Origin of the sequence: Sanguibacter biliveldensis (assembly GCF_033798665.1) — a bacterium.
In the GTDB taxonomy this organism is placed as follows: Bacteria; Actinomycetota; Actinomycetes; order Actinomycetales; family Cellulomonadaceae; genus Sanguibacter; species Sanguibacter inulinus.
Map to the genome: position 1 here is coordinate 2,427,924 of NZ_CP138359.1, position 26,339 is coordinate 2,454,262.

Genomic DNA, 26,339 nt, shown 5'->3' on the forward strand with positions numbered 1-26,339 from the left:
GACCTGGAGGCTTGCAACTTTCGATGCAGGCCCGGCCGGCCTCAGACGTCGGGCAGCGCCACGACCCTGTTCTGGTACGCCCACACGACGGCCTGCAGCCTGGACCGCACACCCAGCTTGGGCAGCATGCGCGCGAGGTGAGACTTGACCGTCGACACCTCGACGACAAGCTCCCGGGCGATCTCCTCGTTGGACATGCCCTGGGCGAGCAGCAGCAGGATCTCCCGCTCGCGGTCGGTGAGCACACCGTCTGCGCGGTCCACGGAGACGGGCCGCAGGCTGCGCCTGTCGACGAACTCGCGCAGGATCCGCCGGGTGAGCGTCTGGTCGATGGTCCCGTGACCGGCTGCGACCTGGCGGACGGCGTGGATGATCACGTCGGGGTCGGCGTCCTTGAGGAGGAACCCTGAGGCCCCGGCCTCGAGGGCGCCGAAGACGTAGTCGTCGATGTCGAAGGTGGTGAGCACGAGCACCGGGACCGGGGTGTCGGAGTCGGGGCCGTTGAGGCGGCGGGTCACCTCGATGCCGTCGAGGCCGGGCATGCGGATGTCCAGGCAGGCGACGTCCGGGCGCAGCGCGAGCGCCATCTCGAGGGCCTCGACGCCGTCGGAGGCCACCCCGACGAGGTCGATGTCGGGCTCGGCCGACAGGAGCGCGGAGAGGCCGGCGCGGACGAGGGGCTGGTCGTCGGCGACGAGGACGCGGATCATGCAAGGTCTCCAGGGTGGTGATCGGTCGTCGTGCGTGACGGGCGGCCCGTCTCGGTGGGCAGGGTCAGCCGCACCTCCCAGCCGCCGTCGACGGTGCTGCCGTAGGCGAGGTCGGCGCCGACGAGGGCAGCGCGCTCACGCATGCCGAGGAGGCCGAAACCTGAGGTCGAGCGTTCGCGGTCGACAGGTTGCTGGGGCGGACCGTTGACGACACGGACCAGGATCGCGCGGTCGCCTGAGCCGGCGATCTCGACGAGGCAGGTGGCGCCGGGAGCGTGCATCACGGCGTTCGCGAGGGCTTCTTGGACCATGCGGTACGCCACGAGCTGGGCGAGCGGTCCGACGTCGTCGGTCAGCCGTCGCCCGTGGGGTCCTGACTCCACGGGCAGGCGCAGCTCAACCGTCAGGCCCGCCTCGCGGCGGCTCGCGACGAGCTCGCGGAGCGCGGAGAGCGTCTCGACCGAGCGCGTGGCCTCCCCGTCGTCGGACCGTAGCAGCCCGACGAGCCGTCGCAGGTCGTCAAGCACCGCGGTGCTCTGCTCGCGCACCTGCTGCACCGAGCGCTTCGCAGCCTCGGGGTCGGTGTCGATCTGCCGCGCGATGGCCACCGACATGATCGCGATGCCGGACATGTGGTGCGCAGCGATGTCGTGCAGCTCGCGCGCCATCGCGGTGCGTTCGTCGGCGACCGCAGCCTGGACGAGGGCGTCGCGCTCACGCACGAGGGCCTGCTCCTCCCCGCGGTGCGCCGTGCGAGCCTCGCGCCGGGCCGCGACGGCCAGGGCGATGACGAAGGGCAGTCCGACGACACCGACAGCCTGCAGGACCGCCGCGCCGAGCGCCGCAGGGATCTCGGTCGAGGTGCTGCGGACGGCGTTGATCATCTCCCCCAGCACCACGGAGCCCGCGACGACCGGGAGGAGCGTGCGCAGGTCGGGCAGCGGGAGGGTGAGGGTCACGAGGAAGACCGCGAGGATGGTCGCGATCCCGGTGAGGCCGTAGACCGCCCCGGGCCCGGCGACGGCGAGCAGCACCGGGATCGCCGCCACGGTGAGGAGCGCAGTGCGGGGCGCCGACCGGGCTCGGGAGAGCACGAGTGCTTGGGCGGTGACTGTGACGAGGACGAGCCACCACCCGATGCTGCCCGGCAGCACGAGGACCACCCCGTCGTCGCCGGTGTCGAGCAGCGGGAGGGCCACGAGGGCGAGGGCTGCGAAGAGCCAGCCACAGCCCGCGACCCACGCGTCGACGGTGCGCGGGCTACGAGGTCGGTCGGTCACACGACGGAGTCTAGGCCGGTCACGCTGTCCGCCGGGGATGGTGGGGCGCTAGCTGGCGAGGACACGCCCGCACTGCTCGATGAAGTCTTCCAAGGTCTCGACCTGGTCTGGGGTCATCGACGCCCGGCGTTCGTCGATCTCCGTGCGGGTCAGCTCGGAAACGATGACCGCCCCGGTCCGGCAGACGCCGACCTTCCGGTTCTTGTCCCCAGCGTCGAAGGCCGCCATGAGGTCGTCGATGCCGCTGCCGTACATGTCATCAGCCGTGACGTCCTTGAGGTCGTCGGGGACGAGCATGTCTTCGAGGTCGTCCGGGACGTCCGAGGCGCTGTCGTCGGGGGTGTCGGAGGCGGGCGGCTCCACGACGTCAGGGACAGCGGTCGGCTCGCTCGACGTCTCTGCCGGGGTGGGCTCAGGTGTGGCTGAGGGGGTTGCTGTGGCCGTCGGTGTCGAGGTGGTCATGGCGACAGGGGCCGCGTCCTTGGGCTCCGAGGAGGAACAGCCCGAGACGGTGAGGACGAGGGCGAGCAGGGATGCTGCGGCGGTCTGGCGCTTCACTGAGGGCTCACTCTCTGGAGATGGTGGGACGACGAGGAACGAGGCGTCCCGTCACGCTACCGCGTCGCGTAGAACACCACAGCCGCACTCGCCGCCACGTTGAGTGAGTCCACTCCCCCGGCCATCGGGATCTTCACTACCGAGTCCACAGCCTCCAACGTCTCCTGCGCCAGACCGTGGCCCTCGGTCCCGAAGATGAACGCCGTCTTCTCGTTCTTCTGCTCGACGAACTCGTCGAGGGTGATCGAGTCGTCCGACAGTGCCAACGCCGCGACCCTGAACCCAGCAGCCTGCAGCTCACCGATCCCCGAGGGCCACGGGATCCGCGTCCACGGCACCTGGAACACCGTCCCCATGCTCACCCGCACGCTTCGGCGGTACAGCGGATCAGAGCAGCGCGGGGTCACCAGCACGGCGTCGACGCCGAGCGCAGCAGCACTTCGGAACGCAGCACCGAGGTTCGTGTGGTCGACGACGTCCTCGAAGATCGCCACACGCCGGGCCACAGCACCGCCCCGCGCACCAGCCAGCAGCTCGGCCACAGTCGGCTCAACAGGCCTGTGCATCGCCGCGAGCGCCCCGCGGTGCAGGTGGAACCCGGTGATGTCCTCCAGCAGCTTCGGCTCCCCGACGAACACCGGAACCTCAGGCCACTCCGCGACGACGTCGGCCATCGACTCGACCCACTTCTCCGCCATGAAGAAGGACCGCGGTCGCAGCCCGGCAGCCAGCGCCCGGCGGATGACGTTGGAGCTCTCCGCGATGAAGAGCCCCTTCTCAGGCTCGTGCTTGGAGCGCAGCACGATATCCGTGAGGTTCGTGTAGTCGTCGAGGCGCGGGTCGGTCGAGTCGGTGATCGGGATGAGAGGCACGAGACCATTCTCCCCGACCACCGCCCGCCCTCAGTCCTCCGCCACAGCGAACTGGCTCTGGTACAGCCGCGCGTACGCCCCACCAGCCTCGAGCAGCCCGTCGTGCGTCCCCTGCTCGACGATGTCCCCGTCTTCCATCACGAGGATCACGTCGGCATCGCGGATGGTCGACAGCCTGTGCGCGATGACAAAGCTGGTCCGGCCCTGGCGCAGGGCGTTCATGGCCTTCTGCACGAGCACCTCGGTGCGGGTGTCGACCGAGCTGGTGGCCTCGTCGAGGATGAGGATCGGCGGGTCGGCCAGGAACGCCCGTGCGATGGTCAGCAGCTGCTTCTCGCCGGCGCTGACGCTGCCGCCCTCGTCGTCGAGCACGGTCTCGTACCCGTCGGGCAACGACCTGACGAAGGAGTCGACGTGCGTGGCCACCGACGCCTCGAGCAGACGCTCCTGGGAGACCTCGCCTGTCGCGCCGTAGCGGATGTTGTCGGCGATGGTGCCCTTGAACAGCCAGGTGTCCTGGAGCACCATGCCGATGCTGGACCGCAGCTCGTCGCGGGTCATCGTCGAGGTGTCGACGCCGTCGAGGGTGATCCGCCCGCCGTCGACCTCGTAGAACCGCATGATGAGGTTGACCAGGGTCGTCTTGCCAGCACCTGTAGGGCCGACGATCGCGACAGTCTGGCCGGGCTCGGCGACGATCGACAGGTCGGTGATGAGCGGCACGTCGGGCGAATAGCTGAACTTCACGTGCTCGAAGGCGACACGCCCCTCGACGTGATCGAGCCGTGCGGGCTCGGCAGGGTCAGGCGTCTGCTCCTCGGCATCCAGCAGGTCGAAGACCCGCTCGACCGACGCGACACCCGACTGCAGCAGGTTCATCATCGACGCGACCTGCGTGATGGGCTGCGTGAACTGGCGCGAGTACTGGATGAAGGCCTGCACATCACCGAGGGTCATGGTCCCCGAGGCGACCCTGAGCCCGCCGACCACGGCGACGATCACGTAGTTGAGGTTGGCGATGAACCCCATCGCGGGCTGGATGATCCCGGAGATGAACTGCGCCTTGAAGCTCGACTCGTAGAGGCCCGCGTTCTCCTCCTCGAAGGTCTCGATCGCCGCCTGCTGGTGGCCGAAGACCTTGACGAGCGCGTGCCCGGAGTACATCTCCTCGATGTGCGCGTTGATCGTGCCTGTCGCGGCCCACTGCTTGATGAACTGCGGCTGCGAGCGCTTCGCGATCATCGCGGTCACCAGCACCGACAGCGGAACGGTGACGAGCGCGACGACAGCCAGCAGCGGCGAGATCCAGAACATCATGGCGAGCACACCGATGATGGTCAGCACCGACGTGACGAGCTGGGACAGCGTCTGCTGGAGCGTCTGGGCGACGTTGTCGATGTCGTTGGTGACGCGGGAGAGCACCTCGCCGCGCTGCTGCTTGTCGAAGTACCCGAGCGGCAGCCGGTTGATCTTAGCCTCGACCTCGGCGCGCAGGCGCAGCACGGTGTTCTGCACGACGACAGCGGTGGTCCGGCCCTGCAGCCACCCGAAGAGGAACGCCCCGACATACACGGCGATCACACCGATCAGCACGTTGCGCAGCGCCGTGGTGTCGAGCCCCTGCCCGGGGGTCACGGTCATGCCCGAGACGAGGTCGGCGAAGGTGTCGTTCCCCTCCGCGCGCAGCCCGGCCACGACCTCGGCCTGGGTGGCACCCGCAGGCAGCTGACGCCCGATGACCCCTTCGAAGATGAGGTTGGTCGCGTTGCCGAGCAGCTTGGGCCCGAGCACCGACAGCGTCACGGAGACGACGGCGAGGACCGTCACCACGACGACGCGCAGGCGCTCGACGCGCAGGTACCCAGCGAAGCGCTTGAGCGACCCCGTGAAGTTCATAGCCTTCTCGGTCGGCATCCCCATACCGCCCATCGGACCACCGGGACGGCCACGACCTGCACGGGGGGTCTTGGGCGCCGTCGCGGCGGCGTCGGCCACGGGCTCTTCCATGCTCTTGCGGGCCGGGGTCCCCTCGGTGTTCGCGCTCATGCTGCTTCCTCCGCGGAGAGCTGGGAGAAGACGATCTCCTGGTAGGTCTGGCAGCTCTCGAGGAGCTCGTCGTGGGTGCCCTGGCCGACGATGCGCCCGTTGTCGAGCACGATGATCTTCTCGGCGGTGCGGATGGTCGCGACTCGCTGGGCGACGAGCAAGGTCGTCGCCCCTCGTGTCCGTGGGACCAGCGCCCGTCTCAGGGCGGCGTCGGTCGCGTAGTCGAGGGCCGAGAAGGAGTCGTCGAAGAGGTAGATCTTCGGGTCGCGGATCACGGCCCGGGCGATCGCGAGGCGCTGCCGCTGACCTCCCGAGAAGTTCGTGCCGCCCTGGGCGACGGGCGTCTCGAGGCCCTGCGCGAGGTCACGGACGAAGGTCGCCGCCTGGGCGACCTCGAGGGCGTCCCACATCTGCTCCTCGCTTGCGCCGGGCAGGCCGTAGGCGAGGTTCGAGGCGATGGTCCCCGAGAACAGGTACGGCTTCTGCGGCACCATGCCGATGTGCGCCCAGACGTCCTGCCCGGCGGCCTCGCGGACGTCGACGCCGTCGATCCTGACGGTGCCGCCCGTGGCGTCGAAGAGCCTCGGCACGAGGTTGATCAACGTCGTCTTGCCCGAGCCCGTCGAGCCGATGATGGCCGTGGTCTGCCCAGGCTCGGCGGTGAAGGTGATGTCGCTCAGCACAGGGTCCTGCGCGCCCGGGTAGCGGAACTCGACGTGATCGAGCTCGACGCGCCCGGACACCTGGCCGATCGCGACCGGGTGGGCCGGCTCGACGACGCTCGAGTCGGTGTCGAGCACCTCCTTGATGCGCTCGGCCGAGACCGCGGCACGCGGGACCATCATGAAGATCATCGTCGACATCATCACGGCCATGAGGATGTACATGATGTAGCTGAGGTACGCCGTCAGGGCGCCGATCTGCATCTCTCCGGAGTCGATGCGCTGCGCGCCGAACCACATGACCGAGACGCTCGACAGGTTCATCACGAGCATGACGACGGGGAACATCAGCGCCATGAGCTTTCCGACGCGCAGCGACGTGTCGTAGAGCTCGGTGTTGGCGACCTCGAAGCGCTCCTCCTCGTGACGCTCGCGCACGAAGGCGCGGATCACCCGGATGCCGGTGATCTGCTCGCGCAGGACCGAGTTGATCCGGTCGATGCGCTTCTGCATCTGCCGGAAGTACGGGACCATCCGCGAGATGATGATGCCCACGGTCACGCCGAGCACCGGGACGATCACCACAAGCAGGGCCGACAGCCCGACGTCTTCGCGCAGCGCCATGATGATGCCGCCGACGAGCATGATCGGTGCCATGACCATGATGGTCAGGCCGAGCATGACGACCATCTGGACCTGCTGGACGTCGTTGGTGGTCCGGGTGATGAGCGACGGCGCCCCGAAGCGGCCGACGTCCTGCCCGGAGAAGCTCTGGACCGTGGAGAAGAGCGAGGCGCGCACGTCGCGCCCGAAGCCCATCGCCGCGCGGGCGCCGAAGTACACGGCCGTCACCGCGCAGACGATCTGCCCGAGGCTCACCACGAGCATCAGCGCGCCGATGCGGATGATGTAGCTGGTGTCGCCGGTCGTCACGCCCTTGTCGATGATGTCGGCGTTGAGGCTCGGCAGGTAGAGCGAGGCGATGGTCTGCACCAGCTGGAGCACCATCACGAGCACGAGCGCAGACCTGTAGGGCCTCAGGTGGGCCTTGAGCAGCTGGAGGAGCACAGACATCCTCGACTTTCCCGCGGAACGCCCGAGGGCCACGCCCCGGACTGACAGACGGTCAGTGTGCTGACCGTCTGTCAGCCTACGGTGCGTGGCCCTCGGTGTGCCTCGCAGAAGGTCCCGGTCCGCTCAGGGCGGAGGAGTCTGCGAGGCGTCGTGCGCTGCCCGCGCGCGGTCCCTGAGGTGCGCGCGGGCTGGACGCGTCACTGCTGCGGTGCCTGTCCGGGCGCCGTCGGAGGTGTCGGCGGAGCAGGCGGGGTCGCCGGCTTCTCGAGCGAGTCCGGGACGGGCGGCGCGAAGCGCGCTCCCCCACCCTCGGTCCCGAGCGTCCGGGGTGCCTGCTGCGGTGCGCCGTGCGACCCGGCAGGCTGCTGGCCGGCGGTCCGCGACGGGTCCGTCGGGGCACCCGAGTGCGTGCCGGCGCTCGTCGCGTCGGCCGTCGCGGCCTCGGCGAGGCGGCGAGCCTCCGCGAGGGCCTGGGTCGGGTCTTCGAGAGCAGACTGCAGAGGGCTGGCGGTCCTGTCGCGACGGGGACGCGGGCTGTCGCCGTCGTCCCCACCCCGACCGCCTCCGTTGCCGGAGTCCCCGCCGTCGCCGCCGAAGCCCTTGCTGATCGAGCCGAGAGCTGCCGTGAACTCTGTCGGGACGATCCACATCTTCGACGAGGTGCCGTTGGCGATCTGCGGGAGCATCTGCAGGTACTGGTAGGCCAGCAGCTCCGGTGACGCGTCACCTTCGTGGATGGCGTCGAAGACCTGGAGGATGGCTCGTGCTTCACCCTCGGCCGTGAGGATCGCCGCCTGGGCGCCACCCTCGGCGCGCAGGATCGCGGCCTGCTTCTCACCCTCGGCCGTGAGGATCTGCGACTGCTTGAAGCCCTCGGCCGTGAGGATCGCGGCACGACGGTCACGCTCGGCGCGCATCTGCTGCTCCATCGAGCCCTGGATGGACTGCGGCGGGTCGATCGACTTGAGCTCGACACGGTTGACGCGGATCCCCCAGCGCCCGGTGGCCTCGTCGAGCACGCCACGCAGCTGACCGTTGATCTGGTCGCGGCTGGTGAGGGTCTGCTCGAGGTCCATGGACCCGATGACGTTACGCAGCGTCGTGACGGTGAGCTGCTCGATCGCGGTGATGTAGTTGGCGATCTCGTAAACGGCCGACTTGGGGTCGGTCACCTGGAAGTACAGGACGGTGTCGATGCTCACCACGAGGTTGTCCGAGGTGATCACCGGCTGCGGCGGGAAGGACACGACCTGCTCGCGCAGGTCGACGCCGGCGCGGACCCTGTCGACGAAGGGGATGAGGAAGTGCAGACCGGCGTCCATCGTGCGGGAGTAGCGACCGAGCCGCTCGACGATGAGCGAGGCGGTCTGCGGGACGACCCGGACGGCACGCGCCAGGGCGATGATGAAGAACAGCGCGATGAGCGCTGCGATGACCAGGCCGATGACCTGGCCGCTGTTGCCATCGTTCATGAGGGTCCTCTCGGGGTGCGGTGGGTGGTCGGTCGATGAGGCGCTGCCGTCGAAGGTGCTGGGCTCTGGGCCCAGACCTCAGAGGACTGGCGGCGCGCCGGGTGAGCTGTAGGGGGCCTCGACGGCGTCGACGACCGCCGTCGCCCCGTCGATCTTCACGACGCGGACGTCCGCGCCGACAGGGAAGGTGACGTCACCGAGAGACCGGGCGGTCCACACCTCGCCGAGGAGCTTGATGCGGCCAGACTCGTCGCTGACCTCAGAGACGACGGTCCCCGTCCGGCCTGCGAGCGCCGCGACGCCTGTCTCGACGAGGGGTGTGCGCTGCCGCAGGTACTTGAGCAGCCACGGCCGCAGGGCGAGGAGCAGCAGGGTCGACACGACGCCGAAGACGACGATCTGGCCGACCAGGCCGAGGCCGAGGGCGCTGGCGATCCCGGCGGCGATCGCACCCCCGGCGAACATGATGAGCACGAGATCGAGAGAGACCATCTCGACGACCACGAGGAGCAGCGCTGCTCCGATCCACCAGTACCAGTCCATGGGTGCCTCCGCTCTGAGAAAGCCAAACCCGGCTTTGCCTAAACTTTACCCTATCCGGGGCGGTCTGGCATGTGCTGGGTCGGCCTCGCAGCGGGGAGAAGTCCCCTGCTCAGTCGGCGTGGCCCCCGGTGCGCACGGCCTCGACCTGGGCTGCACGGGCGGCCCAACGGTCACCCGAGCGCGTCACCTCGAGCGGCAGACCGAAGGCCTCGCTCAGGTGCTCGTCGGTGAGGACCTCCTCGATCGGCCCGGCGATGTGCACGCCGCCGTCACGCATGAGCATGACGTGGGTGAAGCCCGGCGGGATCTCTTCGACGTGGTGCGTCACAAGCACGAGGACGGGTGACTGCGGGTACGCGGCGAGCTCCGACAGCGCTCCGACCAGCTCTTCGCGGCCACCGAGGTCGAGTCCGGCGGCCGGCTCGTCGAGGAGCAGCAGCTCGGGGTCGGTCATGAGCGCGCGGGCGATCTGGACACGCTTGCGCTCGCCCTCGCTCAGCGTGCCGAAGCGGCGGTCGGCGAGGTGGTCGACGCCGAACACGGCGAGCAGGTCGCCCGCCCGCGCCACGTCGAGGTCTTCGTAGGACTCGCGCCAGCGGCCGGTCACGGCGTAGGCGGCGGTGAGGACGACGTCGGAGACGGTCTCGGAGGCGGGGATGCGGTCGGCGAGCGCTGCGCTGGCCAGGCCGATACGCGGGCGGAGCTCGAAGACGTCGACCTTGCCGAGCTGGGTGTCGAGGATCTTGGCGACACCCTTCGTCGGGTGCATGCGCGCGGAGGCGATCTGCAGGAGGGTCGTCTTCCCGGCTCCGTTGCGGCCGAGGATCACCCACCGTTCGCCTTCGGCGATCTGCCACGACACGTCGTCGAGGATGTTCTTCTCACCGCGGCGGACAGAGACGTTCTCGAGGTCAAGCACCCAGGTCATGGTCACCGACCCTATCCGCATCCGGTGACGGTCGCCGACCGTGGCACGCCACGTCTGGCCGTGAGCGGCGTAGTTTGGTCGTCGTGACTTCGCTCTCTCCGCGCTCGTCGGCGCGTCCAGACCCGGGGGCGATCGTGCCCCGATCCGCTTCGCTCGCCCTGTGGCTGTGGGCCGTCTCGTCGACCGAGGAGGCTGCCGCGGCGGCCCGCACCGTCGTCGACGACGACGAGCCGCACCAGCTCGCCGGCGACGTGCCGCCGGGCCTCGACACCCCGACCGTGGGCAGCCTGTTCTCGGCGTGGGCCGGTCGGGTGCGCTCGGTCGCTGCCGTCTTCCCCGGGCCCGGCGACGCGATGGGCGTACCCGCCCCGGTGAGCGCGCGGGCCGTCGACGCCGAGGAGTGCGTCCTGGTGACCGTCGTGGCTGATGCGCCACCTGCGCCGCTCGTGCCTGCGGGGCCGGACGCCCCCGAGGTCCTCGAGCACTGGGCCTTCGCCCCCGAGGTCGAGAGGTTCGGGTCTGACCTCGAGCCCGGTCACCTCGTGACGTGGCACGGGGTGCGGGTCGACCCCTGGGAGCTGCGGACCGTCGGCGCCGTGGGGACGCTCGACGACGCACAGCGCCAGCTCCGCCTGGGCCTGCGGGAGGCGACCGAGGCACTCATGGAGCTCGACGTGTCGAGGTGGCGCGAAGACGCTGCCGGGATCATCGCGTCGCTGCGTGAGCCCGTCGACCTGAGGTCGGTCCTGCCGCGCGGGGTCGACGCGCGCCGCGCCGAGGTGTTCCAGTCGGCGGCCCGGCTGCGGGCCATCGTCGACCTCGCGACCATGGACGACGGCGGAGCCGTCAACCTGTGGCAGGCCGACCAGCGGTCGACAGCCCTGCGCGAGGTCGACCGCGCCGCCCGCCGCGCCATGTCGGCGGCGACGCTCCACGTCCCCGCCGACGACTGATCCTGCTCTGACCTACCGCGCCGCCCGCCGCGCCATGTCGGCGGCGACGCTCCACGTCCCCGCCGACGACTGATCCTGCTCTGACCTACCGCGCCGCCCACTGCTCGAGGACGGTCTCGTAGACCGCGAGGGTACGGTCGGCGATCGCGTCCCACGCGAAGTGGGCTTCGACCCGGCGGCGGGCGGCGACACCCATCGCCGCGGCACGCTCGGGGTCGGTCACCACGTCAGTGAGCGCGCGGGCGAGGTCGCTGACGAAGGTCTCCGGGTCGGTCGGGGTCCCGGTGCCGTCCTGCACCTGGTCGATCGGCACGAGCAGCCCGGTGACGCCGTCGTCGACGACCTCGGGGATGCCGCCTGTCGCGCTGCCGACCACCGGGAGCCCGACGGCCATCGCCTCGAGGTTCACGATGCCCAGCGGCTCGTAGACCGACGGGCAGACGAAGACCGTCGATGCCGCGAGCACTGCGACGAGGTCGGGGCGGGAGAGCATCTCCTCGATCCAGACAACCCCGCTGCGGCGCGTCGAGAGCTCGGCGACGGCCGAGGACACCTCTTCGGCGATCTCGGGCGTGTCGGGCGCACCGGCGCAGAGGATCAGCTGGACGTCCTCCGGGAGACGCGCGGCAGCCTGCAGCAGGTACGGCAGGCCCTTCTGGCGGGTGATGCGGCCGACGAACACCACGGCGGGCCTGTCGGGGTCGATGCCGAGCGCACGGACGACAGAGTCGGCACGGACCGCCTCGTCACCCGTGGGTCGGACCCATCCGTCGAGGTCGATGCCGTTGTGGACCACGTGCACCTTGGCGGGGTCGACGTCAGGGTAAGAACGCAAGATGTCCTCGCGCATGCCGGCGCTCACCGCGATGATCCCGGCGGCGCCCTCGTAGGCGGTCTTCTCGGCCCAGCCGGAGAGCGCGTAGCCCCCGCCGAGCTGCTCGGCCTTCCACGGGCGCAACGGCTCGAGGGAGTGCGCGGAGAGCACGTGCGGCACCCCGTGCAGCAGACCCGCGAGGTGCCCGGCGAGGTTCGCGTACCAGGTGTGGGAGTGCACGAGGTCGGCTCCGGCGACGTCGCCAGCCATCGCGAGGTCCACGCCGAAGGTCGCCAGCGCAGGGTTGACGTCGTCGAGACCGCCGGGGACGCCGTAGCCGGTCACTCCTTCCGGGGTGTCGGGGGCGGTCCGGGGGCCGTCGAAGCAGCGGACGCGCACGTCGACGCGGCTGCGCAGCACGGCCGACAGCTCGGCGACGTGAACACCAGCCCCGCCATAGACGAACGGAGGGTACTCACGGGTCAACAGGTCGATTCTCACGGTCGACACGGTAGCGCTTCTGGGTGCATCTGGGGGCGCGCGGCTCTAAGGTCATGGCATGGCAGCCCCTAAAGTTCTCGCGATCGTCCTGGCCGGCGGCGAAGGCAACCGACTCAAGCCGCTGACGGCGCACCGCGCCAAGCCAGCTGTCCCCTTCGGCGGGATCTACAGGCTGGTCGACTTCGCGCTCTCGAACCTCGTCAACTCGCACTACCTGCACATCGTCGTGCTCACGCAGTACAAGTCCCACAGCCTGGACCGTCACATCTCCAAGACGTGGCGGATGTCAGCGCTGCTGGGCAACTACGTCGCACCGGTCCCCGCGCAGCAGCGTGTGGGCAAGCACTGGTACCTCGGCTCGGCCGACGCGATCTACCAGTGCCTCAACATCATCGAGGACGAGCGTCCTGACATCGTCGTCGTGGTCGGAGCAGACCACGTCTACCGCATGGACTTCTCCCAGATGGTGGACGCGCACATCGCCTCGGGCGCCGAGCTCACGGTCGCCGGCATCCGCCAGCCGATCGCACTCGCGACCGAGTTCGGCGTGATCGACACCGACCCTGCCTCCCCCGACAAGATCCGCGCCTTCCTCGAGAAGCCGACCGACCCCGTCGGTCTCGCCGACTCCCCCGGCGAGATCCTCGCGTCGATGGGCAACTACGTCGTCAACGCCGACGCCCTCGTCGAGGCCGTCACCAAGGACGCCGACAACCTCGAGTCGCGCCACGACATGGGCGGCGACATCGTCCCGTACTTCGTCGACCGCGGGACCGCCGGCGTCTACGACTTCATCCGCAACGACGTGCCCGGCTCGACCGACCGCGACCGCGACTACTGGCGCGACGTCGGCACCATCGAGTCCTACTACGAGGCCAACAAAGACCTCATCGCCGTCACCCCGGTGTTCAACCTGTACAACCACGAGTGGCCGCTGCACACGGGCTACGTCGGGCTCCCGCCCGCCAAGTTCGTGCACGCTGGTGCAGGCCGCCTCGGCCACGCAGCCGACTCGATCGTCTCCCCAGGTGTGCTCATCTCCGGGGCGACAGTCGTCGGCTCGGTGCTCTCCCCCGGTGTCCACCTGCACTCCTGGGCCGCCGTGTCGGACAGCGTCCTCCTCGACGACGTCCAGGTGCACAGGCACGCGCAGGTCCACCGCGCGATCGTCGACAAGAACGTCATCATCAAGGAACGCGCCCGCGTCGGCCTCAACGCCGAGGAGGACCGCGCCCGCGGCTTCACCGTGACCGACTCTGGCATCACGGTGGTGCCGAAGGGGTCGATCGTCGAGTAGGCGACTGCGTCCCGGAGAACACCTCGCCGCGGCTCGTCCCGAGCCCGGCACCTGAGAGCCGCGTCCGCTGTGCGGGCGCGGCTCTCGTGCGTCGTGAGAGGGGAAGGTTCATGGCCGATCTCGCGCAACGCGCGATGCCCCGCAAGTTGACCCAAACCATCGACAAACCGACAATAGTCGGATGTGGACCGCGACTCGACCTGGGCTCCGATGACCAACGACGGAGCACCCCTCCCGACGGCCTCCCTCGTGCGCAGGTGCCAGCATCCTGACGAGTACACCGACGACGAGTTCTACGCGGCCTTCCCCGACCACGACAGGACAGAGCTCGGAGACACACTGTGCGGGGTCGCGTGCGTCCACATGATCACGAGCTTCGTCCGAGGTGCCGCCCCCGACTACCTCGGTGTGGTCCGGGCTGGCATCGACTCAGGTGCGCTCGGCGAACGCGGCTGGATCCACTCCGGGCTATCCGAGATGCTCACCGCACTGGGCGTGCCTGCACACCCGACGGGGTCCCACAGCCGAGACCAGCTGGTGGACGCCTGCGAGCGAGGCCTCCCGTCGATCGTCTCGTGCAGCATCTCCTTCCCTGAAGACGGGAGCCGCGGCGGTCACCTCGTCGTGCTCCTCGGCGAGAGGCGGTCTGCCTCCGGGGCCCGCACGGTCTTCGCCGACCCGTCGCGCTGGGGTGCGACGCACCGCAGCGTCGAGAGCCAGCGATTCTGGTCCAGCTGGTCCGGGCGGGCTGTCGTCCTCGACGCAGCCTGACGGTGGATCCGTCCGCTGGCCGGGCGCGGCCTTCTGCTTCGTGAGGCTGCGCCTAGGCTGGTCCGGTGACCGAGACGCCAGCACCTGACGCCCTGCCCGCTGTCCCCGCCGCCACGGCAGCCACCCAGCCCGAGAGTGCAGGCACGGGCCCCCGCCGCCTCGTCGTCATGGACGTCGACTCGACGCTCATCTCCCAAGAGGTCATCGAGCTCATCGCTGCGCACGCGGGCACGCAGGCGCAGGTCGCCGCGGTGACCGAGCGCGCGATGCGGGGCGAGCTGGACTTCGCGGACTCGCTGCGCGAGCGTGTCGCGACCCTGGCAGGGGTGCCGGTGTCTGCGCTCGACGAGGTCCGTCGACGGACCACCTTCACGCCCGGGGCCCGCGAGCTCGTCGCGGAGTGCCACCGGCGCGGATGGGTGGTCGCCCTCGTCTCGGGCGGCTTCACCGAGGTCGTCGCGCCGCTCGCCGCGGAGCTCGGCATCACGCGCTTCCGGGCGAACCACCTCGAGGTGACCGACGGTGTGCTCACCGGCCGGACCGTCGGGCAGGTGGTCGACCGTGCGTACAAGGCGCAGACGCTCCGCGAGCTCGCCGCAGAGGAGGGCATCGCGATCGAGGACACCGTGGCGATCGGTGACGGCGCCAACGACCTCGACATGATCGGTGCGGCCGGGATCGGGATCGCCTTCGCGGCCAAGCCTGTCGTGCGGGAGCAGGCACCGTACTCGGTTGACGGTCCCCGCCTGGACGCCGTGCTGGAGATCATCGACGCGGTCTGAGGCGTGACACCCGGTGGTGACCGGACGAACCGACCGCAGGATCGACACCTCTGCGAGCCGTCCGTCGCTTGCTCCCGGGACAGGTACGGGCTGCCCGCTCCGCAAGCCCAGACAGCCTCGGCCGGGCGCCGCGCGAGCGACGCCCGGCCAGGGCTGCCTCAGACCATCAAACGCTCGGTCTGTCGAGCGTTCAGTCCTTCGGGCGGACCAGCCGCAGCAGCGTGCTGGTCTTGCGACCCCATGCGTCCCACGGCTGCTCGGACTCCAGCACGGAGTACGAGGCTGTCGGGACCCCGACCTGCACCTGGCGCAGTGCCGCAGACTCGGAGCCGGGACCGGCGAGGTGCTCGGCGACCGAGGACATGATCGGCTCGTGGCCGACCACGAGGATCGTGCGGACCCGCTCGTCGACGGCTCCGACGAGCGCGAGGACCTGCGCGACGTCCGCCGTGTAGAGGTCCGGGGTCACGGTGACGTCGAGCTCGACGTCACCGAGGCCCGAGCGCACGAGGTCCCAGGTCTGGCGCGTGCGGACAGCGTCCGAGCACAGCACGACCTCGGGGGCGATCTCGGCGTCCGTGAGGGAGCGCCCGACCGCAGACGCCTGCGACCGGCCCGAGAGGGCGAGGGGCCGCAGGACGTCCGGCACGGTGCCGCCAGGCTCTGCCTTCGCGTGGCGCAGCAGGACCAGGCGGCGGACCGTGGGGGTGGACAAGGTCACAGACCCATCGCGTGCACGCCACCGTCGACGTGGACGATCTCACCGGTGGTCGCGGGGAACCAGTCGGAGAGCAGGGCGGCGACGGCGCGGGCCGTCGGCTCGGGGTTCGTCTGGTCCCAGCCGAGGGGGGCGCGCTCGGGCCAGCCGCCCTCCATCTTCTCGAAGCCGGGGATCGACTTGGCCGCTGTGGTGCGGATCGGTCCGGCGGAGACGAGGTTGACGCGGATGTTGTCGGCGCCGAGGTCGCGGGCCAGGTAGCGCGAGGTCGACTCGAAGGCGGCCTTGGCGACACCCATCCAGTCGTAGACGGGCCACGCGAAGCTGCCGTCGAAGGTGAGGCCGACGATCGAGCCACCACCGTTGGTCATGAGGGGCTTCGCGGCGACCGCGAGGGACTTGAGCGAGAACGCGGAGACCTCGAGGGCCGTCGCGACGTCCTTCCACTCACCGCTGAGGAAGTTGCCGCCCATGACGGACTGCGGTGCGAAGCCGATCGAGTGGACGACACCGTCGATGTGGTCGACGTGCTCACGCACGTTGGCCTCGAGCGCTGCGAGGTGCTCGTCGTCGGTGACGTCGAGCTCGACGACAGGCGCGGCCTCGGGGAGGCGCTTGGCGATCGCCTGGGTAAGGCGGAACTGGCGGCCGAAGGACGTCAGGACGACCTGCGCGCCTTCCTGCTGCGCGAGGCGCGCGACGTGGAACGCGATCGAGTGGTCCGTGAGGACGCCTGTGACGAGCAGCTTCTTACCTTCGAGCAGGCCCATATGCCTGTTCCTTCCGACGGAGGGGTGGTGATGCAGGGAGATGGTGGTCGCGGGTGGGTCAGTGACCCATGCCGAGGCCACCGTCGACGGGGATGACGGCGCCGCTGATGTAGCCGGCGTCGGGTGAGGCGAGGAAGAAGACGGCACCGGCGACCTCGGACGGCTCGGCGAAGCGGCCGGCCGGGATGGACGCCTTGTAGGTCTTCTGGCGTTCTTCGGGGAGCTCGGCGGTCATCGCGGTGTTGATGAAGCCCGGGGCGACGACGTTCGCGGTGATGTTGCGCGAGCCGATCTCGCGGGTGATCGAGCGGGCCATGCCGACGAGGGCAGCCTTGGACGCCGCGTAGTTGACCTGACCGGCGCCGCCGAAGAGGCCGATGACCGAGGAGACCAGGACGATGCGCCCTCGGCGCATCTTGATCATGCCCTTGGACGCCCGGCGCACGCAGCGGAACGTCCCCGTGAGGTTGACGTCGACGACGCTCTCGAACTCCTCGTCGGTCATGCGCATGAGCAGCTGGTCGCGGGTGATGCCCGCGTTCGCCACGAGCACCTCGACGGGGCCGAGCTCGGCCTCGATGGCCGTGAAGGCTGCGTCGACCGCGGCAGTGTCGCTGATGTCGGCGACGGCTCCGAACACACCCTCGGGCAGGTCTCCGCTGCGGTAGATGGTCGCCACGCGATCGCCCTCGGCGACGAAGCGCTCCGCGATCGCGCGGCCGATGCCGCGGTTCGCGCCGGTCACCAGGACCACCCGTGGCGTGCGTCCCGTCGTCTCAGCCGTCGCTGTCTCAGCCGCTGCCACAGGTCCTCCTGGAGATCGTTCGTCTGGTGGGTCGTGCCGGCCGGGCCGCGGTTGCGGTGAGCCGGTCTCTGGGTCCGCACGATGCAGACCCCGCGTCAGAACGGTAGCCGACACGAGGTCGCCCAGGCGCGCAGGAATCCTCAGGTCGGCGGGTCAGCACTAGTGGGAACCCTACAGAGTGTGGGGGTCCTGTGCTGGTCGGACAAGGCTTCCACTGTGCGTCACCGACAAAGATCGTGAGGGGCGTCACGAGCCCTCCGCGCGTAAACTCGAGGGCGTGAAGACTCCTGGCACCCGCGGGCGCTCCGAGCACCGCGACGAGGTGCACCGGATCACGAACGCCGCCGACTCCCTCAGGCAAGACCAGTCCCGACGCGCCAAGCGGTACCTGCTCCAGATGGGCATCCGCCTCGCGTGCTTCGCCGGTGCGTTCTTCGCCGACGGGTGGCTCATGTGGGCTCTGCTGGCCGGCGCGGTCCTGCTCCCCTACGTGGCTGTCGTCAGCGCCAACGAGACGAGGGTCAAGGGGCAGGAGACCCAGGGTCCGCTCATGGAGTACCACCAGCTGCCGTCTGCCGAGGGCGCGACAGGGCCCTTCGGTCCGGCGTCTGCTCGGCCGACGACCGAGGACCCGCCCGTCTACGTCCACGTGATGGACCCCGAGGGGCCGGGCGACGGCCCGCAGTCACGCCCGACGTCAGGTTCGGGCCAAGATGGAGGGTCGACCACCCCGCCGGCCGACGACGCTCCCCCGGCAGCCCAGCACGACGAGAGGCACCCATGATCGACCTGCTCGGCCTCGCCGACCCCATCTCCGACGACCTCGTGTGCAGCGGCAAGGGCTGCCGCGCCGAGGCCCGGTGGGGTCTGCTGTGGAACAACCCGAAGATCCACACCCCTGAGCGCCGGAAGGTGTGGCTCGCGTGCGACGACCACCGCGAGCACCTCGAGACCTTCCTCGACGCACGCGGGTTCCGCCACGGCACGGTCCCGGTCACCGATCTCGAGCAGCAGCCGGCACAGTGACCGACGCACCGTCCCCTGCCCCCGGGGCGCCCCGCGAGACGCAGACGCCCGTCGAGCCGACTGCCGCGCAGGGCGCGGAGGCGACCGCCGCGCAGCGCGCCGAGGCGACCGCTGCGCAGCGCACCGCGGAGGCACCAGCACCCGAGGCCGCAGCGCCGCGCGTCCAGCTGCGGACCCCTCGGCAGTGGGTCGCCCTCGCCCTCGGCGTCGCCGTCCTGTTCACAGGGTGTGTGCTCGCCGGCCGGTGGCAGTGGAACCGGCACGTCGACCGCGACGCGCAGATCGCTGTCATCGAGGCCAACTACGCCTCCGACCCCGTGCCGATCGACGAGCTGCTCGACGGCCCCGGCGACGTGGTGCCGGCCTCCGACGTCTGGCGACGTGTCACGGTCTCGGGGACCTACGAGGCCGACAAGACCGTCCTGCTCCGCAACCGCCCCGTCGAGAGCCAGGCAGCCTTCCACGTGCTGGTGCCCTTCGTCACCGACGAGGGCACTGTCATCGTGGTGAACCGCGGGTGGATCCCCTACGGCTCGAACAGCTCGACCCCTGACGCGCTGCCCGCTCCCCCGGGAGGCGAGGTCGAGCTGACGCTCCGCCTGCGCGCCGACGAGCCCGCAGCGGACAACGGCGCGCCTCCAGGTCAGGTGCAGGCCATCAACACGGCCCAGGTGCTCGCTGCCGGGCCTGACGGAGCGGCATGGGCCGACGGACGCACCTACGGGGGCTACGGGGCCCTCGCGGCCGAGGACGGCCAGCCCGCCGAAGGGCTCGCGACCCTGCCCGTCCCCGACACAGACCCGCGGTCCCACCTGTCGTACGCCTTCCAGTGGTGGGTCTTCGCCGTGGGCGGCGTCGCAGGCTTCGTCGTGCTGATCCGACGCGAGCGCCGAGACGCGACCATCGAGGCCCTCGGCGACCTCCCGCACCCCTTCGCCGCGCTCGGCGATGCCGGCGGGGCGCGCGACGGCGATGGCCCGCTCGGCGGACCGCAGTCGACCGGCGGGCCGCACCGACCTGGACCCTCAGGGACACCAGGGCGACGTCGCGGGCGCCAGAGCGCCGAAGAGATCGAAGATGCTCTCATCGACTCGAGCTCGACGCGCTGAGCCGCGTGCCCTGGCGGGCCGCTGAGCGGCTGAGCCGCTGACCTCACGAGTCGCCGGGCTGCTACCTGCTGCCTGCTACCTGCTACCTGCTACCTGCTACCTGCTGCGAGATCAGACCAGCTCAGGCGGCCGGAGCGCGTCGGTCAGCTGGCCGACGAGCGTCTCGAGCTGGACGGACGTCGCCGAAGTGACGTCCTCCTCGCTCGCCCCGTCGAGGGCGCGGGCGGCCAGCCCGGACTTGCTGTCGATGAGCTCGGCGATCCTCGAGTCGACGGTCTGCGCCGCGATGATCCGCCACGCCGTGACAGGCTCCGCCTGCCCGATGCGGTGGATGCGGTCGATGGCCTGCGTCTGCTCGGCGTAGGTCCACGAGAGCTCGGCCAGCACGAGGTTCGAGGCCACCTGGAGGTTGAGGCCCACGCCTGCGGCTGTCAGGGAGCAGACGACGATCTGCACGTCGGGGTCCTCGACGAAGGCGGTGATGTTCTTCTCCCGCACCTTCGTCGTCTGGTCTCCACGGATCGAGGCGTAGCGGATGCCGCGCTCGGCGAAGAGCTGCTCGGCCTGGTCCATGACGTCGACGTGCTTGGCGAAGAACACCACCTTGCCCACGTTGCGGGCGAGCTGCGCGGCGTAGTCGGCCGCCGGGCCCGCCTTGGCCTGGCCGATCCGCCGGACCATCGTGAAGACGTTCTCGCCGCCGGCCTTCGAGGTCGAGTCCTTGAGCTCGGCCGCCGCGACCCGGCGGACGAGCTCGTGGTCGATCCCGTCGATCTCGTCGACGACCGAGCCCCCGGTCCGCAGCTCCAGGGCAGTGGTGTAGCGCTGGACGAGCCGGGCGGTCAGGGCCGCCTCGGCCGCGCGGATCGACCGTCCCGCTGCCCCGTCGAGCTCGACGGGCAGGTCAGCGACTCGGCGGGCCGGGATGTCGGCCACGACGTCGATCTTGCGGCGGCGCACGATCCCCATGTCGATGACGCTGGCACGCGCGGCGGCCGAGAACCCGGGGTCGGCCGGGGTGAGCCCGGTGTCCTCGAGAGCGTCTGCGAGCGCGCCGAGCGGTCCTTTGGCGTCGATCCAGCCGAGGAGCTGCCAGATCGCCCGGAAGTCTTCGATGTCGTTGATCAGTGGTGTCCCGGTCAGCGCCATGAGCAGCGGCCTGGCGACGCGGGTCCGGATCCTGTCGGAGAGCGCGAGCACGTGCTGGGACCGCTGGGAGGTCTTGTTCTTGATGAGGTGGGCCTCGTCGACGACCATCCCGCGGAACCCCAGGTCGCCGAGCCACCCGACGTGCCTGTCCAAGATCTCGTAGTTGACGATCACCACGTCGGCGAAGCCGTCCATCTGGTCGCCGTCTCCGTGGACCACCGTGGAGCGGCGCGACGGCGTCCACAGGGCCACCTCGCGCGCCCAGTTCGCCTTGACGACGTTGGGCACCACGACCAGGAGCGGGTAGGCGTCAGCGGCCTGGGCGGCGAGCAGGGCCTGGGCCGTCTTGCCGAGCCCGGGCTCGTCGGCGAGCAAGAAGGTCCGGTGGCCGCGAGCCGCAGCGGTGACGACCTGCGCCTGGTGCGGCATGAGGTCGCGGCCGCTCGGGACCGGCACCGGACGCGGGTCGGGCAGCGCCATGCAGGCCGGCGCGCCGGTGGCTGCCTTCTCGAAGGACCTGAAGAGCGGCTCGAGCAGCTCCCAGCCGGCGAGCCTGCGGGCACGCGGCGCGGCGCGCTGGGCAGCCGCCTCGAAGTCCGGGGCCAAGAAGGGGTTCGCCATCTGGCGGGAGACGACAGACCGGGGCACCACCTGGGGCGACGAGCTGAAGGTCGGCGTCGTGGGAGCCACGGGCGTCGGGTCCTCGGACGGCTCCGGTGGCTCAAGACCACCCGCACGCATCACCTTCGCCTTGAGCGCCCGTGCCGCGTCGGAGACCCTCGCGTCATCGGCGAGCAGGGCGAGCAACGAGGTGTCCCGAGCAGCTGTCTTCGCGAGCATCGTCGCGACACCGTCGAGGCGCTTGAGCTCCTCGGCGCGCTTGGACGTCGTCAGGCTGTCGTCCGCCTTGACCCTGGCGCGCTCTTCACGCACGAGGAGGGCGACGACCTGGAACTTGGTGCGCACCGCCGGGCTCGACGGCGGTCGCTTCACAGCGGCGTCGACGTCGCGGGCGACCTCGACGAGCACCTCGACGATCCCCTGCGGGGTCCGGCGCGGGGCACGGCGGCGCTGAGCACCGGACGCCCCCTGAGCCGCCTTCGCGCCCCGGGGGCTCTTCGCCCCTCGGGAGCTCTTGGCACCCTGGCCGCCGGAGGCTCCCTGGCCGCCCTTCGAGCCTGAGGTGCCCTTCGCGTCTTGCGCACGCCCAGATCGTCTCTGGCCTTGTCCTGCCACTTCTACTCCTTCTCGGTCGCCGCACACCAGCTGCGGCGCGGCGTGAGCACGGACGTGCGGACCGCTACGCGAGCTCGATGAGCTCCGCGTAGGAGTCGTTCCAGTGGTCTTCGTCGCCGTCGGGCAGCAGCAAGACCCGCTCGGGCGAGAGCGCCTCGACGGCGCCGTGGTCGTGGGTGACCATGACGACGGCTCCCTCGTACGTCTTGAGGGCTCCGAGGATCTCGGCGCGGGACGCAGGGTCGAGGTTGTTGGTGGGCTCGTCGAGCAGAAGCACGTTAGCACCCGAGACGACGATCGTCGCGAGCGCGAGACGCGTCTTCTCACCACCGGAGAGCACGTTGGTGCGCTTGTCGGCGTCGTCCCCGGAGAACAGGAACGAGCCGAGCACGGAGCGGACCTCGGTGTCGCTGAGGTTCGGGGCGCTGTGGCGCAGGTTCTCCAGGACTGTCGCGTCGAGGTCGAGGGTGTCGTGCTCCTGCGCGTAGTACCCGAGCTTGAGGCCGTGACCCGGGTGGACCGCGCCGCTGTCGGACTGCTCGACCCCCGCGAGGATGCGCAGCAGCGTCGTCTTGCCGGCACCGTTGAGGCCGAGGATCACGACGCGCGAGCCGCGGTCGATCGCGAGGTCGACCCCTGTGAAGACCTCCTGCGAGCCGTAGGCCTTGCTGAGGCCCGACGCCGTGAGCGGCGTCTTGCCGCACGGTGCAGGGGTCGGGAAGCGGAGCTTGGCCACGCGGTCGCTCACGCGCTCGCCCTCGAGTGAGGACAGCATGCGCTCGGCGCGGCGGATCATGTTCTGCGCGGCGACGGCCTTGGTGGCCTTGGCGCGCATCTTCTCGGCCTGGACGAGCAGCACTCCGGCCTTCTTCTCGGCGTTGGCGCGCTCGCGACGGCGGCGACGCTCGTCGGTCTCGCGCTGCTCGAGGTAGGCGTCCCAGCCGAGGCTGTACTGGTCCATCTCGCCGCGGTTGGCGTCCAGGTGGAACACCTTGTTGACGGTGGCCCGCATGAGCTCGGTGTCGTGGCTGATGACGATGAACCCGCCGGCGTAGGACTTGAGGTAGTCGCGCAGCCACATGATCGAGTCGGCGTCGAGGTGGTTGGTGGGCTCGTCGAGCAGGAGCGTCCCGACACCCGAGAAGAGGATGCGCGCGAGCTCGACGCGGCGTCGCTGACCACCCGAGAGCGTGCCGAGCTTCTGCTCGAGGACACGCTCGGACAGACCGAGATTCGAGGCGATCCGCTCGGCCTCGCTCTCGGCGGCGTACCCGCCGGCTGCTGTGAAGCGCTCCTCGAGGCCGGGGTAGCGGTCCATGGCCGCCGTCTGGGTCTCTTCGTCGGCCGAGGCCATCTCGCCCTCGGTGTCGCGCATCTGACGGACGAGCTTGTCGAGGCTGCGGGCGGAGAGCACGCGGTCCATCGCGATCATCTCCATGTCGCCGGACTTGGAGTCCTGCGGCAGGTAGCCGATGTCGCCGGTGCGGGTGATCTGCCCGCCCGAGGGCAGCGTCTCTCCCGCGAGGGTCTTGGTGAGGGTCGTCTTGCCGGCACCGTTGCGGCCGACCAGCCCGATCCTGTCGCCAGGTGCGATGCGGAAGGTCGCCTCTTCGAGGAGCACACGGGCTCCGACTCGAAGCTCGACGGCATGGGCAGAGATCACAGGTAGTCCTCCGTAGGATGCCCACAAGACCTGGGGCCAGACTTGGGGGCGGGCACAAACGCCACCGATTCTATCGGTGGATAGGCTTCCGAGGGCACCCGATATCGCTGCGGGCTCACCATCACGCCGCTCGGGGAAGCGACCGGCTCCGCTGGCGACCACTCTGCGTGAGGCACCGGGCGGATGCTGGACCTCGGCCGCCGACGATCGTTCGCTGCATCACACCAGGCGCCGCGCCACCGAGCACCGCACCTGCCGCTCCCCTGCTGCACCTCCCCGCACCTCACCCGCACCCCCGACAGTCTCCGAGGACCCCATGAGCGACGAGCAGACCCACCCGGCCGGTCCGGCCCAGCCGGTGACCGGCCCCCGCCGCGACGTCGTGCGGTCGTCCACGGCGACCGACGTCGCCCTCGTCGCCACCTTCGCGGCACTCATCGCCGTGTGTGCGATCTTGCCGGCCGTCAGCGTGGCCGTCGTGCCGGTCCCCATCACCCTCCAGACCTTCGCCGTGCTGCTGTGCGGTGCCGTGCTGGGGCCGTGGCGAGGCTTCCTCGCCGTGGCCCTGTACTTCCTCGTGGGGGTCGCCGGGGTCCCGGTGTTCTCGATGGGCACCTCGGGGCTGGTGATCTTCACGGGCGTCTCCGCCGGGTACGCGGTGTCCTTCCCGCTCGCAGCCGTGGTCGTCGGGCTGCTCGTCGCCCTGATCCCGGTGCGGGCCGGGCAGGCGCTGCGCAGCGGCCTGGTCATGCTCGCCTGCGCGGTCGCGACGGCCTTCGTGGTCTACCCGCTCGGCATCGCCGGGATGATGTGGCGCGCAGACCTCACCTTCGGGGCGGCGTTCACGGCCAACGCGGCCTTCGTCCCTGCGGACCTGGTCAAGTGCGTCGCCGTCGGCATCGTCGCGACAGCCGTGCTGCGCGCCTTCCCGACGCTGGTCGTGCGTCGCGCGCCGCGCGCGTGATCGAGCTCGACGCCGTCTCGGTCGCCGTCCCGGCGAGCGCGGCCCCTCCGACCACCGCGGCAGGTGCGGCACCCGCGAGCGCAGGGCGTCGCTGGGGTCGCACGAGCCGTGAGACCCCAGAGGAGGTCACGATCCTCCACCCGACCACCCTGACGCTCACCGAGCGCGCGGTCGCGGTGATCGGGGCGAACGGCTCGGGGAAGTCGACGCTCGCGCGCCTCCTCAACGGGCTGGTGCTGCCGACCCGCGGGTACGTGCGGGTGCACGGGCTCGACACGCACGACGACGGGCGCGCCGTGCGCAGGATGGTCGGTTTTGTGTTCTCCGACGCCGAGGCCCAGCTGGTGATGCCGACCCCCCGTGAAGACGTCGCGCTGTCGGTCCGCCGGACGGGCGTGGAACGTCCTCTCCGTGCGGAGCGTGTCGAAGAGGTGCTCGGTTCGGTCGGTCTGGCACACCTGGCCGACGTCAGCGTGCACGCGCTCTCCGGCGGTCAGAAGCAGCTGCTCGCCCTGGCCGGGGTGCTCGCGACCGAGCCGCGCGTCCTCGTCTGCGACGAGCCGACCACGCTGCTCGACCTGCGGTGGCGTACCCACGTCACGGCATTGCTGGGACGCCTCGAGCAGCAGGTGGTGCACGTGACCCACGACCTCGACGCAGCGCTGCTCGCGGAAAGAGTGCTGGTCGTCGACCACGGGCGGGTCGTGGCCGACGGCGCCCCGGAGGCCTCCGTCGCCGCGTACCGCGAGCTCATGGCGACCCGGGTCGGCACGACGGACGAGCCATGACGGCGGAGTTCGGGTCGGCGAGGTCTACCTCGGAGCAGTCCCCCTCGGAGCAGTCGGGCTCGGCGCAGCCCCTCTCAGCGCAGTCCCCCTCGGCGCGGTCCCCCTCGACGCTGTCCCCGTCGACACAACCGCCCCGGCGACGGCCGGCTCGCGCCCGGTGGACAGGCCCGCTCGGCCTCTACACGCCGGGCAGCACCTGGCTGCACAGGCTGAGCCCCGGGTACAAGATCACCGCTCTCGCCGGCCTGTCGATCGTCCTGACCGTGTGGCGGACCCCCGTCGTCGGTCTCAGCGCCCTGGGCGTCGCGGTTGTCCTGCTGCTCGCCACGGGCGCTCCCCTGCGCCAGACCTCCCGCGCGCTGCTCCCCGTCGTGGTCGTGGGTGTGGTGCTCGGGGTGTTCCAGTGGTGGTCTCGCGACCTCGCGGCAGCCGTCGCGGTGACCGGGACGCTGCTCGCACTGGTCGGGCTGGCCACAGTGGTGACGGTGACGTCCCCCGCTGACAGGGTCCTCGACACAGTCGTCAGGGCTGCAGGGCCGCTGCGGCGGGTCGGCGTCTCCCCCGAGGTCGTGGGGCTCACCGTCACACTGATGCTCCGGTCGGTCCCGCTGCTCGTCGAGCTCGCGTGGGAGGTGCGCGACGCCGCGCGCGCCCGTGGGCTCGAACGCTCACCCAGGGCCTACCTCGTCCCCTTCGTGCTGCGGACCGTCGCGCGTGCGCACCGCACGGGCGACGCCCTCGCCGCACGCGGGATACTCGACGGCGAGGATCCCGACGAAGAACCTCGCTGACCGTCGGTCAGGGCTGCTCGGCGGTCACGCTGGTCGGCGGTCAGGGCTGCTCGGTGG

General features: G+C 70.5%; 25 protein-coding genes. 10 read left to right on the top strand and 15 right to left on the bottom strand.

Annotation, left to right across the window (positions count from 1 at the left end):
• Window positions 1-41: 41 nt before the first annotated feature.
• From SANBI_RS10600 to SANBI_RS10640, 9 genes are all read right to left on the bottom strand, one after another.
• The gene (locus SANBI_RS10600; protein ID WP_319154839.1) at window positions 42-710 is read right to left on the bottom strand and encodes a response regulator transcription factor; all 669 of its coding nucleotides are present in this window, start codon (window positions 708-710) and stop codon (window positions 42-44) included.
• Window positions 707-1,990, bottom strand: a complete 1,284-nt coding sequence (locus SANBI_RS10605) for a sensor histidine kinase (RefSeq protein WP_319154841.1) — start codon at window positions 1,988-1,990, stop codon at window positions 707-709. Before SANBI_RS10605 ends, SANBI_RS10600 begins: the two co-directional genes overlap by 4 nt.
• Window positions 1,991-2,038: 48 nt before the next feature.
• Entirely contained in the window at window positions 2,039-2,548 is a 510-nt protein-coding gene (locus SANBI_RS10610) for a hypothetical protein (RefSeq protein WP_319154843.1), read from the bottom strand.
• A 56-nt stretch (window positions 2,549-2,604) separates the two neighbouring features.
• Window positions 2,605-3,420, bottom strand: coding sequence for a TrmH family RNA methyltransferase (locus tag SANBI_RS10615; RefSeq protein ID WP_319154845.1), 816 nt, complete (start codon window positions 3,418-3,420; stop codon window positions 2,605-2,607).
• 30 nt (window positions 3,421-3,450) lie between these two features.
• The gene (locus tag SANBI_RS10620) at window positions 3,451-5,466 is read right to left on the bottom strand and encodes an ABC transporter ATP-binding protein (RefSeq protein ID WP_408669700.1); all 2,016 of its coding nucleotides are present in this window, start codon (window positions 5,464-5,466) and stop codon (window positions 3,451-3,453) included.
• Window positions 5,463-7,196, bottom strand: a complete 1,734-nt coding sequence (locus tag SANBI_RS10625; protein WP_319154847.1) for an ABC transporter ATP-binding protein — start codon at window positions 7,194-7,196, stop codon at window positions 5,463-5,465. Before SANBI_RS10625 ends, SANBI_RS10620 begins: the two co-directional genes overlap by 4 nt.
• Before the next feature lie 203 nt (window positions 7,197-7,399).
• A complete protein-coding gene (locus tag SANBI_RS10630; RefSeq protein ID WP_056133752.1) occupies window positions 7,400-8,674 on the bottom strand; it encodes an SPFH domain-containing protein in 1,275 nt (424 codons plus the stop codon).
• Window positions 8,675-8,752: 78 nt separating this feature from the next.
• Window positions 8,753-9,217, bottom strand: a complete 465-nt coding sequence (locus SANBI_RS10635) for an NfeD family protein (RefSeq protein WP_056133755.1) — start codon at window positions 9,215-9,217, stop codon at window positions 8,753-8,755.
• A gap of 109 nt (window positions 9,218-9,326) precedes the next feature.
• Window positions 9,327-10,145, bottom strand: coding sequence for an ABC transporter ATP-binding protein (locus SANBI_RS10640; protein WP_319154853.1), 819 nt, complete (start codon window positions 10,143-10,145; stop codon window positions 9,327-9,329).
• 134 nt (window positions 10,146-10,279) lie between these two features.
• Here SANBI_RS10640 and SANBI_RS10645 point away from each other — a divergent pair, with 134 nt between their 5' ends.
• Window positions 10,280-11,098, top strand: coding sequence for a hypothetical protein (locus SANBI_RS10645; protein WP_319154855.1), 819 nt, complete (start codon window positions 10,280-10,282; stop codon window positions 11,096-11,098).
• Window positions 11,099-11,183: 85 nt separating this feature from the next.
• On the opposite strand, the gene glgA is transcribed toward SANBI_RS10645, so the two are convergent.
• Window positions 11,184-12,413, bottom strand: a complete 1,230-nt coding sequence (gene glgA, locus SANBI_RS10650) for a glycogen synthase (RefSeq protein ID WP_319154857.1) — start codon at window positions 12,411-12,413, stop codon at window positions 11,184-11,186.
• Window positions 12,414-12,471: 58 nt separating this feature from the next.
• Here glgA and SANBI_RS10655 point away from each other — a divergent pair, with 58 nt between their 5' ends.
• From SANBI_RS10655 to serB, 3 genes are all read left to right on the top strand, one after another.
• A complete protein-coding gene (locus SANBI_RS10655) occupies window positions 12,472-13,710 on the top strand; it encodes a glucose-1-phosphate adenylyltransferase (protein WP_056133761.1) in 1,239 nt (412 codons plus the stop codon).
• 210 nt (window positions 13,711-13,920) lie between these two features.
• The gene (locus SANBI_RS10660) at window positions 13,921-14,481 is read left to right on the top strand and encodes a papain-like cysteine protease family protein (RefSeq protein ID WP_319154860.1); all 561 of its coding nucleotides are present in this window, start codon (window positions 13,921-13,923) and stop codon (window positions 14,479-14,481) included.
• A 65-nt stretch (window positions 14,482-14,546) separates the two neighbouring features.
• The gene (gene serB, locus SANBI_RS10665; protein WP_408669701.1) at window positions 14,547-15,263 is read left to right on the top strand and encodes a phosphoserine phosphatase SerB; all 717 of its coding nucleotides are present in this window, start codon (window positions 14,547-14,549) and stop codon (window positions 15,261-15,263) included.
• Window positions 15,264-15,453: 190 nt separating this feature from the next.
• On the opposite strand, the gene SANBI_RS10670 is transcribed toward serB, so the two are convergent.
• From SANBI_RS10670 to fabG, 3 genes are read right to left on the bottom strand one after another with little or no spacing between them, the layout of a single operon-like run.
• The gene (locus tag SANBI_RS10670; protein ID WP_319154863.1) at window positions 15,454-15,984 is read right to left on the bottom strand and encodes a SixA phosphatase family protein; all 531 of its coding nucleotides are present in this window, start codon (window positions 15,982-15,984) and stop codon (window positions 15,454-15,456) included.
• Window positions 15,981-16,751 carry an enoyl-ACP reductase FabI gene (fabI, locus tag SANBI_RS10675; protein ID WP_179913083.1) on the bottom strand — a complete coding sequence of 257 codons (771 nt, stop codon included), beginning with the start codon at window positions 16,749-16,751 and terminating at the stop codon, window positions 15,981-15,983. Before fabI ends, SANBI_RS10670 begins: the two co-directional genes overlap by 4 nt.
• A gap of 58 nt (window positions 16,752-16,809) precedes the next feature.
• Window positions 16,810-17,556 (bottom strand): 3-oxoacyl-ACP reductase FabG, encoded by a 747-nt coding sequence (gene fabG, locus SANBI_RS10680; protein WP_319154866.1) that lies wholly within the window; start codon window positions 17,554-17,556, stop codon window positions 16,810-16,812.
• A 277-nt stretch (window positions 17,557-17,833) separates the two neighbouring features.
• On the opposite strand from fabG, the gene SANBI_RS10685 reads away from it, so the two are divergent.
• From SANBI_RS10685 to SANBI_RS10695, 3 genes are read left to right on the top strand one after another with little or no spacing between them, the layout of a single operon-like run.
• The gene (locus SANBI_RS10685) at window positions 17,834-18,340 is read left to right on the top strand and encodes a DUF3099 domain-containing protein (protein WP_319154868.1); all 507 of its coding nucleotides are present in this window, start codon (window positions 17,834-17,836) and stop codon (window positions 18,338-18,340) included.
• Window positions 18,337-18,582: a hypothetical protein gene (locus SANBI_RS10690; protein WP_179913086.1), complete on the top strand. Its 246-nt coding sequence runs from the start codon at window positions 18,337-18,339 to the stop codon at window positions 18,580-18,582. The genes SANBI_RS10685 and SANBI_RS10690 overlap by 4 nt, the downstream gene beginning before the upstream one ends.
• Window positions 18,579-19,691 carry an SURF1 family cytochrome oxidase biogenesis protein gene (locus tag SANBI_RS10695; protein WP_319154870.1) on the top strand — a complete coding sequence of 371 codons (1,113 nt, stop codon included), beginning with the start codon at window positions 18,579-18,581 and terminating at the stop codon, window positions 19,689-19,691. The genes SANBI_RS10690 and SANBI_RS10695 overlap by 4 nt, the downstream gene beginning before the upstream one ends.
• Window positions 19,692-19,802: 111 nt before the next feature.
• On the opposite strand, the gene SANBI_RS10700 is transcribed toward SANBI_RS10695, so the two are convergent.
• Window positions 19,803-21,869 (bottom strand): DEAD/DEAH box helicase, encoded by a 2,067-nt coding sequence (locus SANBI_RS10700; protein WP_319161262.1) that lies wholly within the window; start codon window positions 21,867-21,869, stop codon window positions 19,803-19,805.
• A 271-nt stretch (window positions 21,870-22,140) separates the two neighbouring features.
• Window positions 22,141-23,739, bottom strand: a complete 1,599-nt coding sequence (locus SANBI_RS10705; RefSeq protein ID WP_319154872.1) for an ABC-F family ATP-binding cassette domain-containing protein — start codon at window positions 23,737-23,739, stop codon at window positions 22,141-22,143.
• 316 nt (window positions 23,740-24,055) lie between these two features.
• Here SANBI_RS10705 and SANBI_RS10710 point away from each other — a divergent pair, with 316 nt between their 5' ends.
• Genes SANBI_RS10710 through SANBI_RS10720 form a run of 3 tightly spaced genes read left to right on the top strand, consistent with a single transcriptional unit; the run spans window position 24,056 to window position 26,282 of the window.
• Window positions 24,056-24,703, top strand: a complete 648-nt coding sequence (locus tag SANBI_RS10710; protein ID WP_319154873.1) for a biotin transporter BioY — start codon at window positions 24,056-24,058, stop codon at window positions 24,701-24,703.
• Window positions 24,700-25,491, top strand: a complete 792-nt coding sequence (locus tag SANBI_RS10715; RefSeq protein ID WP_319154874.1) for an energy-coupling factor ABC transporter ATP-binding protein — start codon at window positions 24,700-24,702, stop codon at window positions 25,489-25,491. The genes SANBI_RS10710 and SANBI_RS10715 overlap by 4 nt, the downstream gene beginning before the upstream one ends.
• Window positions 25,488-26,282, top strand: a complete 795-nt coding sequence (locus SANBI_RS10720) for an energy-coupling factor transporter transmembrane component T family protein (protein ID WP_319154875.1) — start codon at window positions 25,488-25,490, stop codon at window positions 26,280-26,282. Before SANBI_RS10715 ends, SANBI_RS10720 begins: the two co-directional genes overlap by 4 nt.
• The last annotated feature ends 57 nt before the right edge of the window (window positions 26,283-26,339 follow it).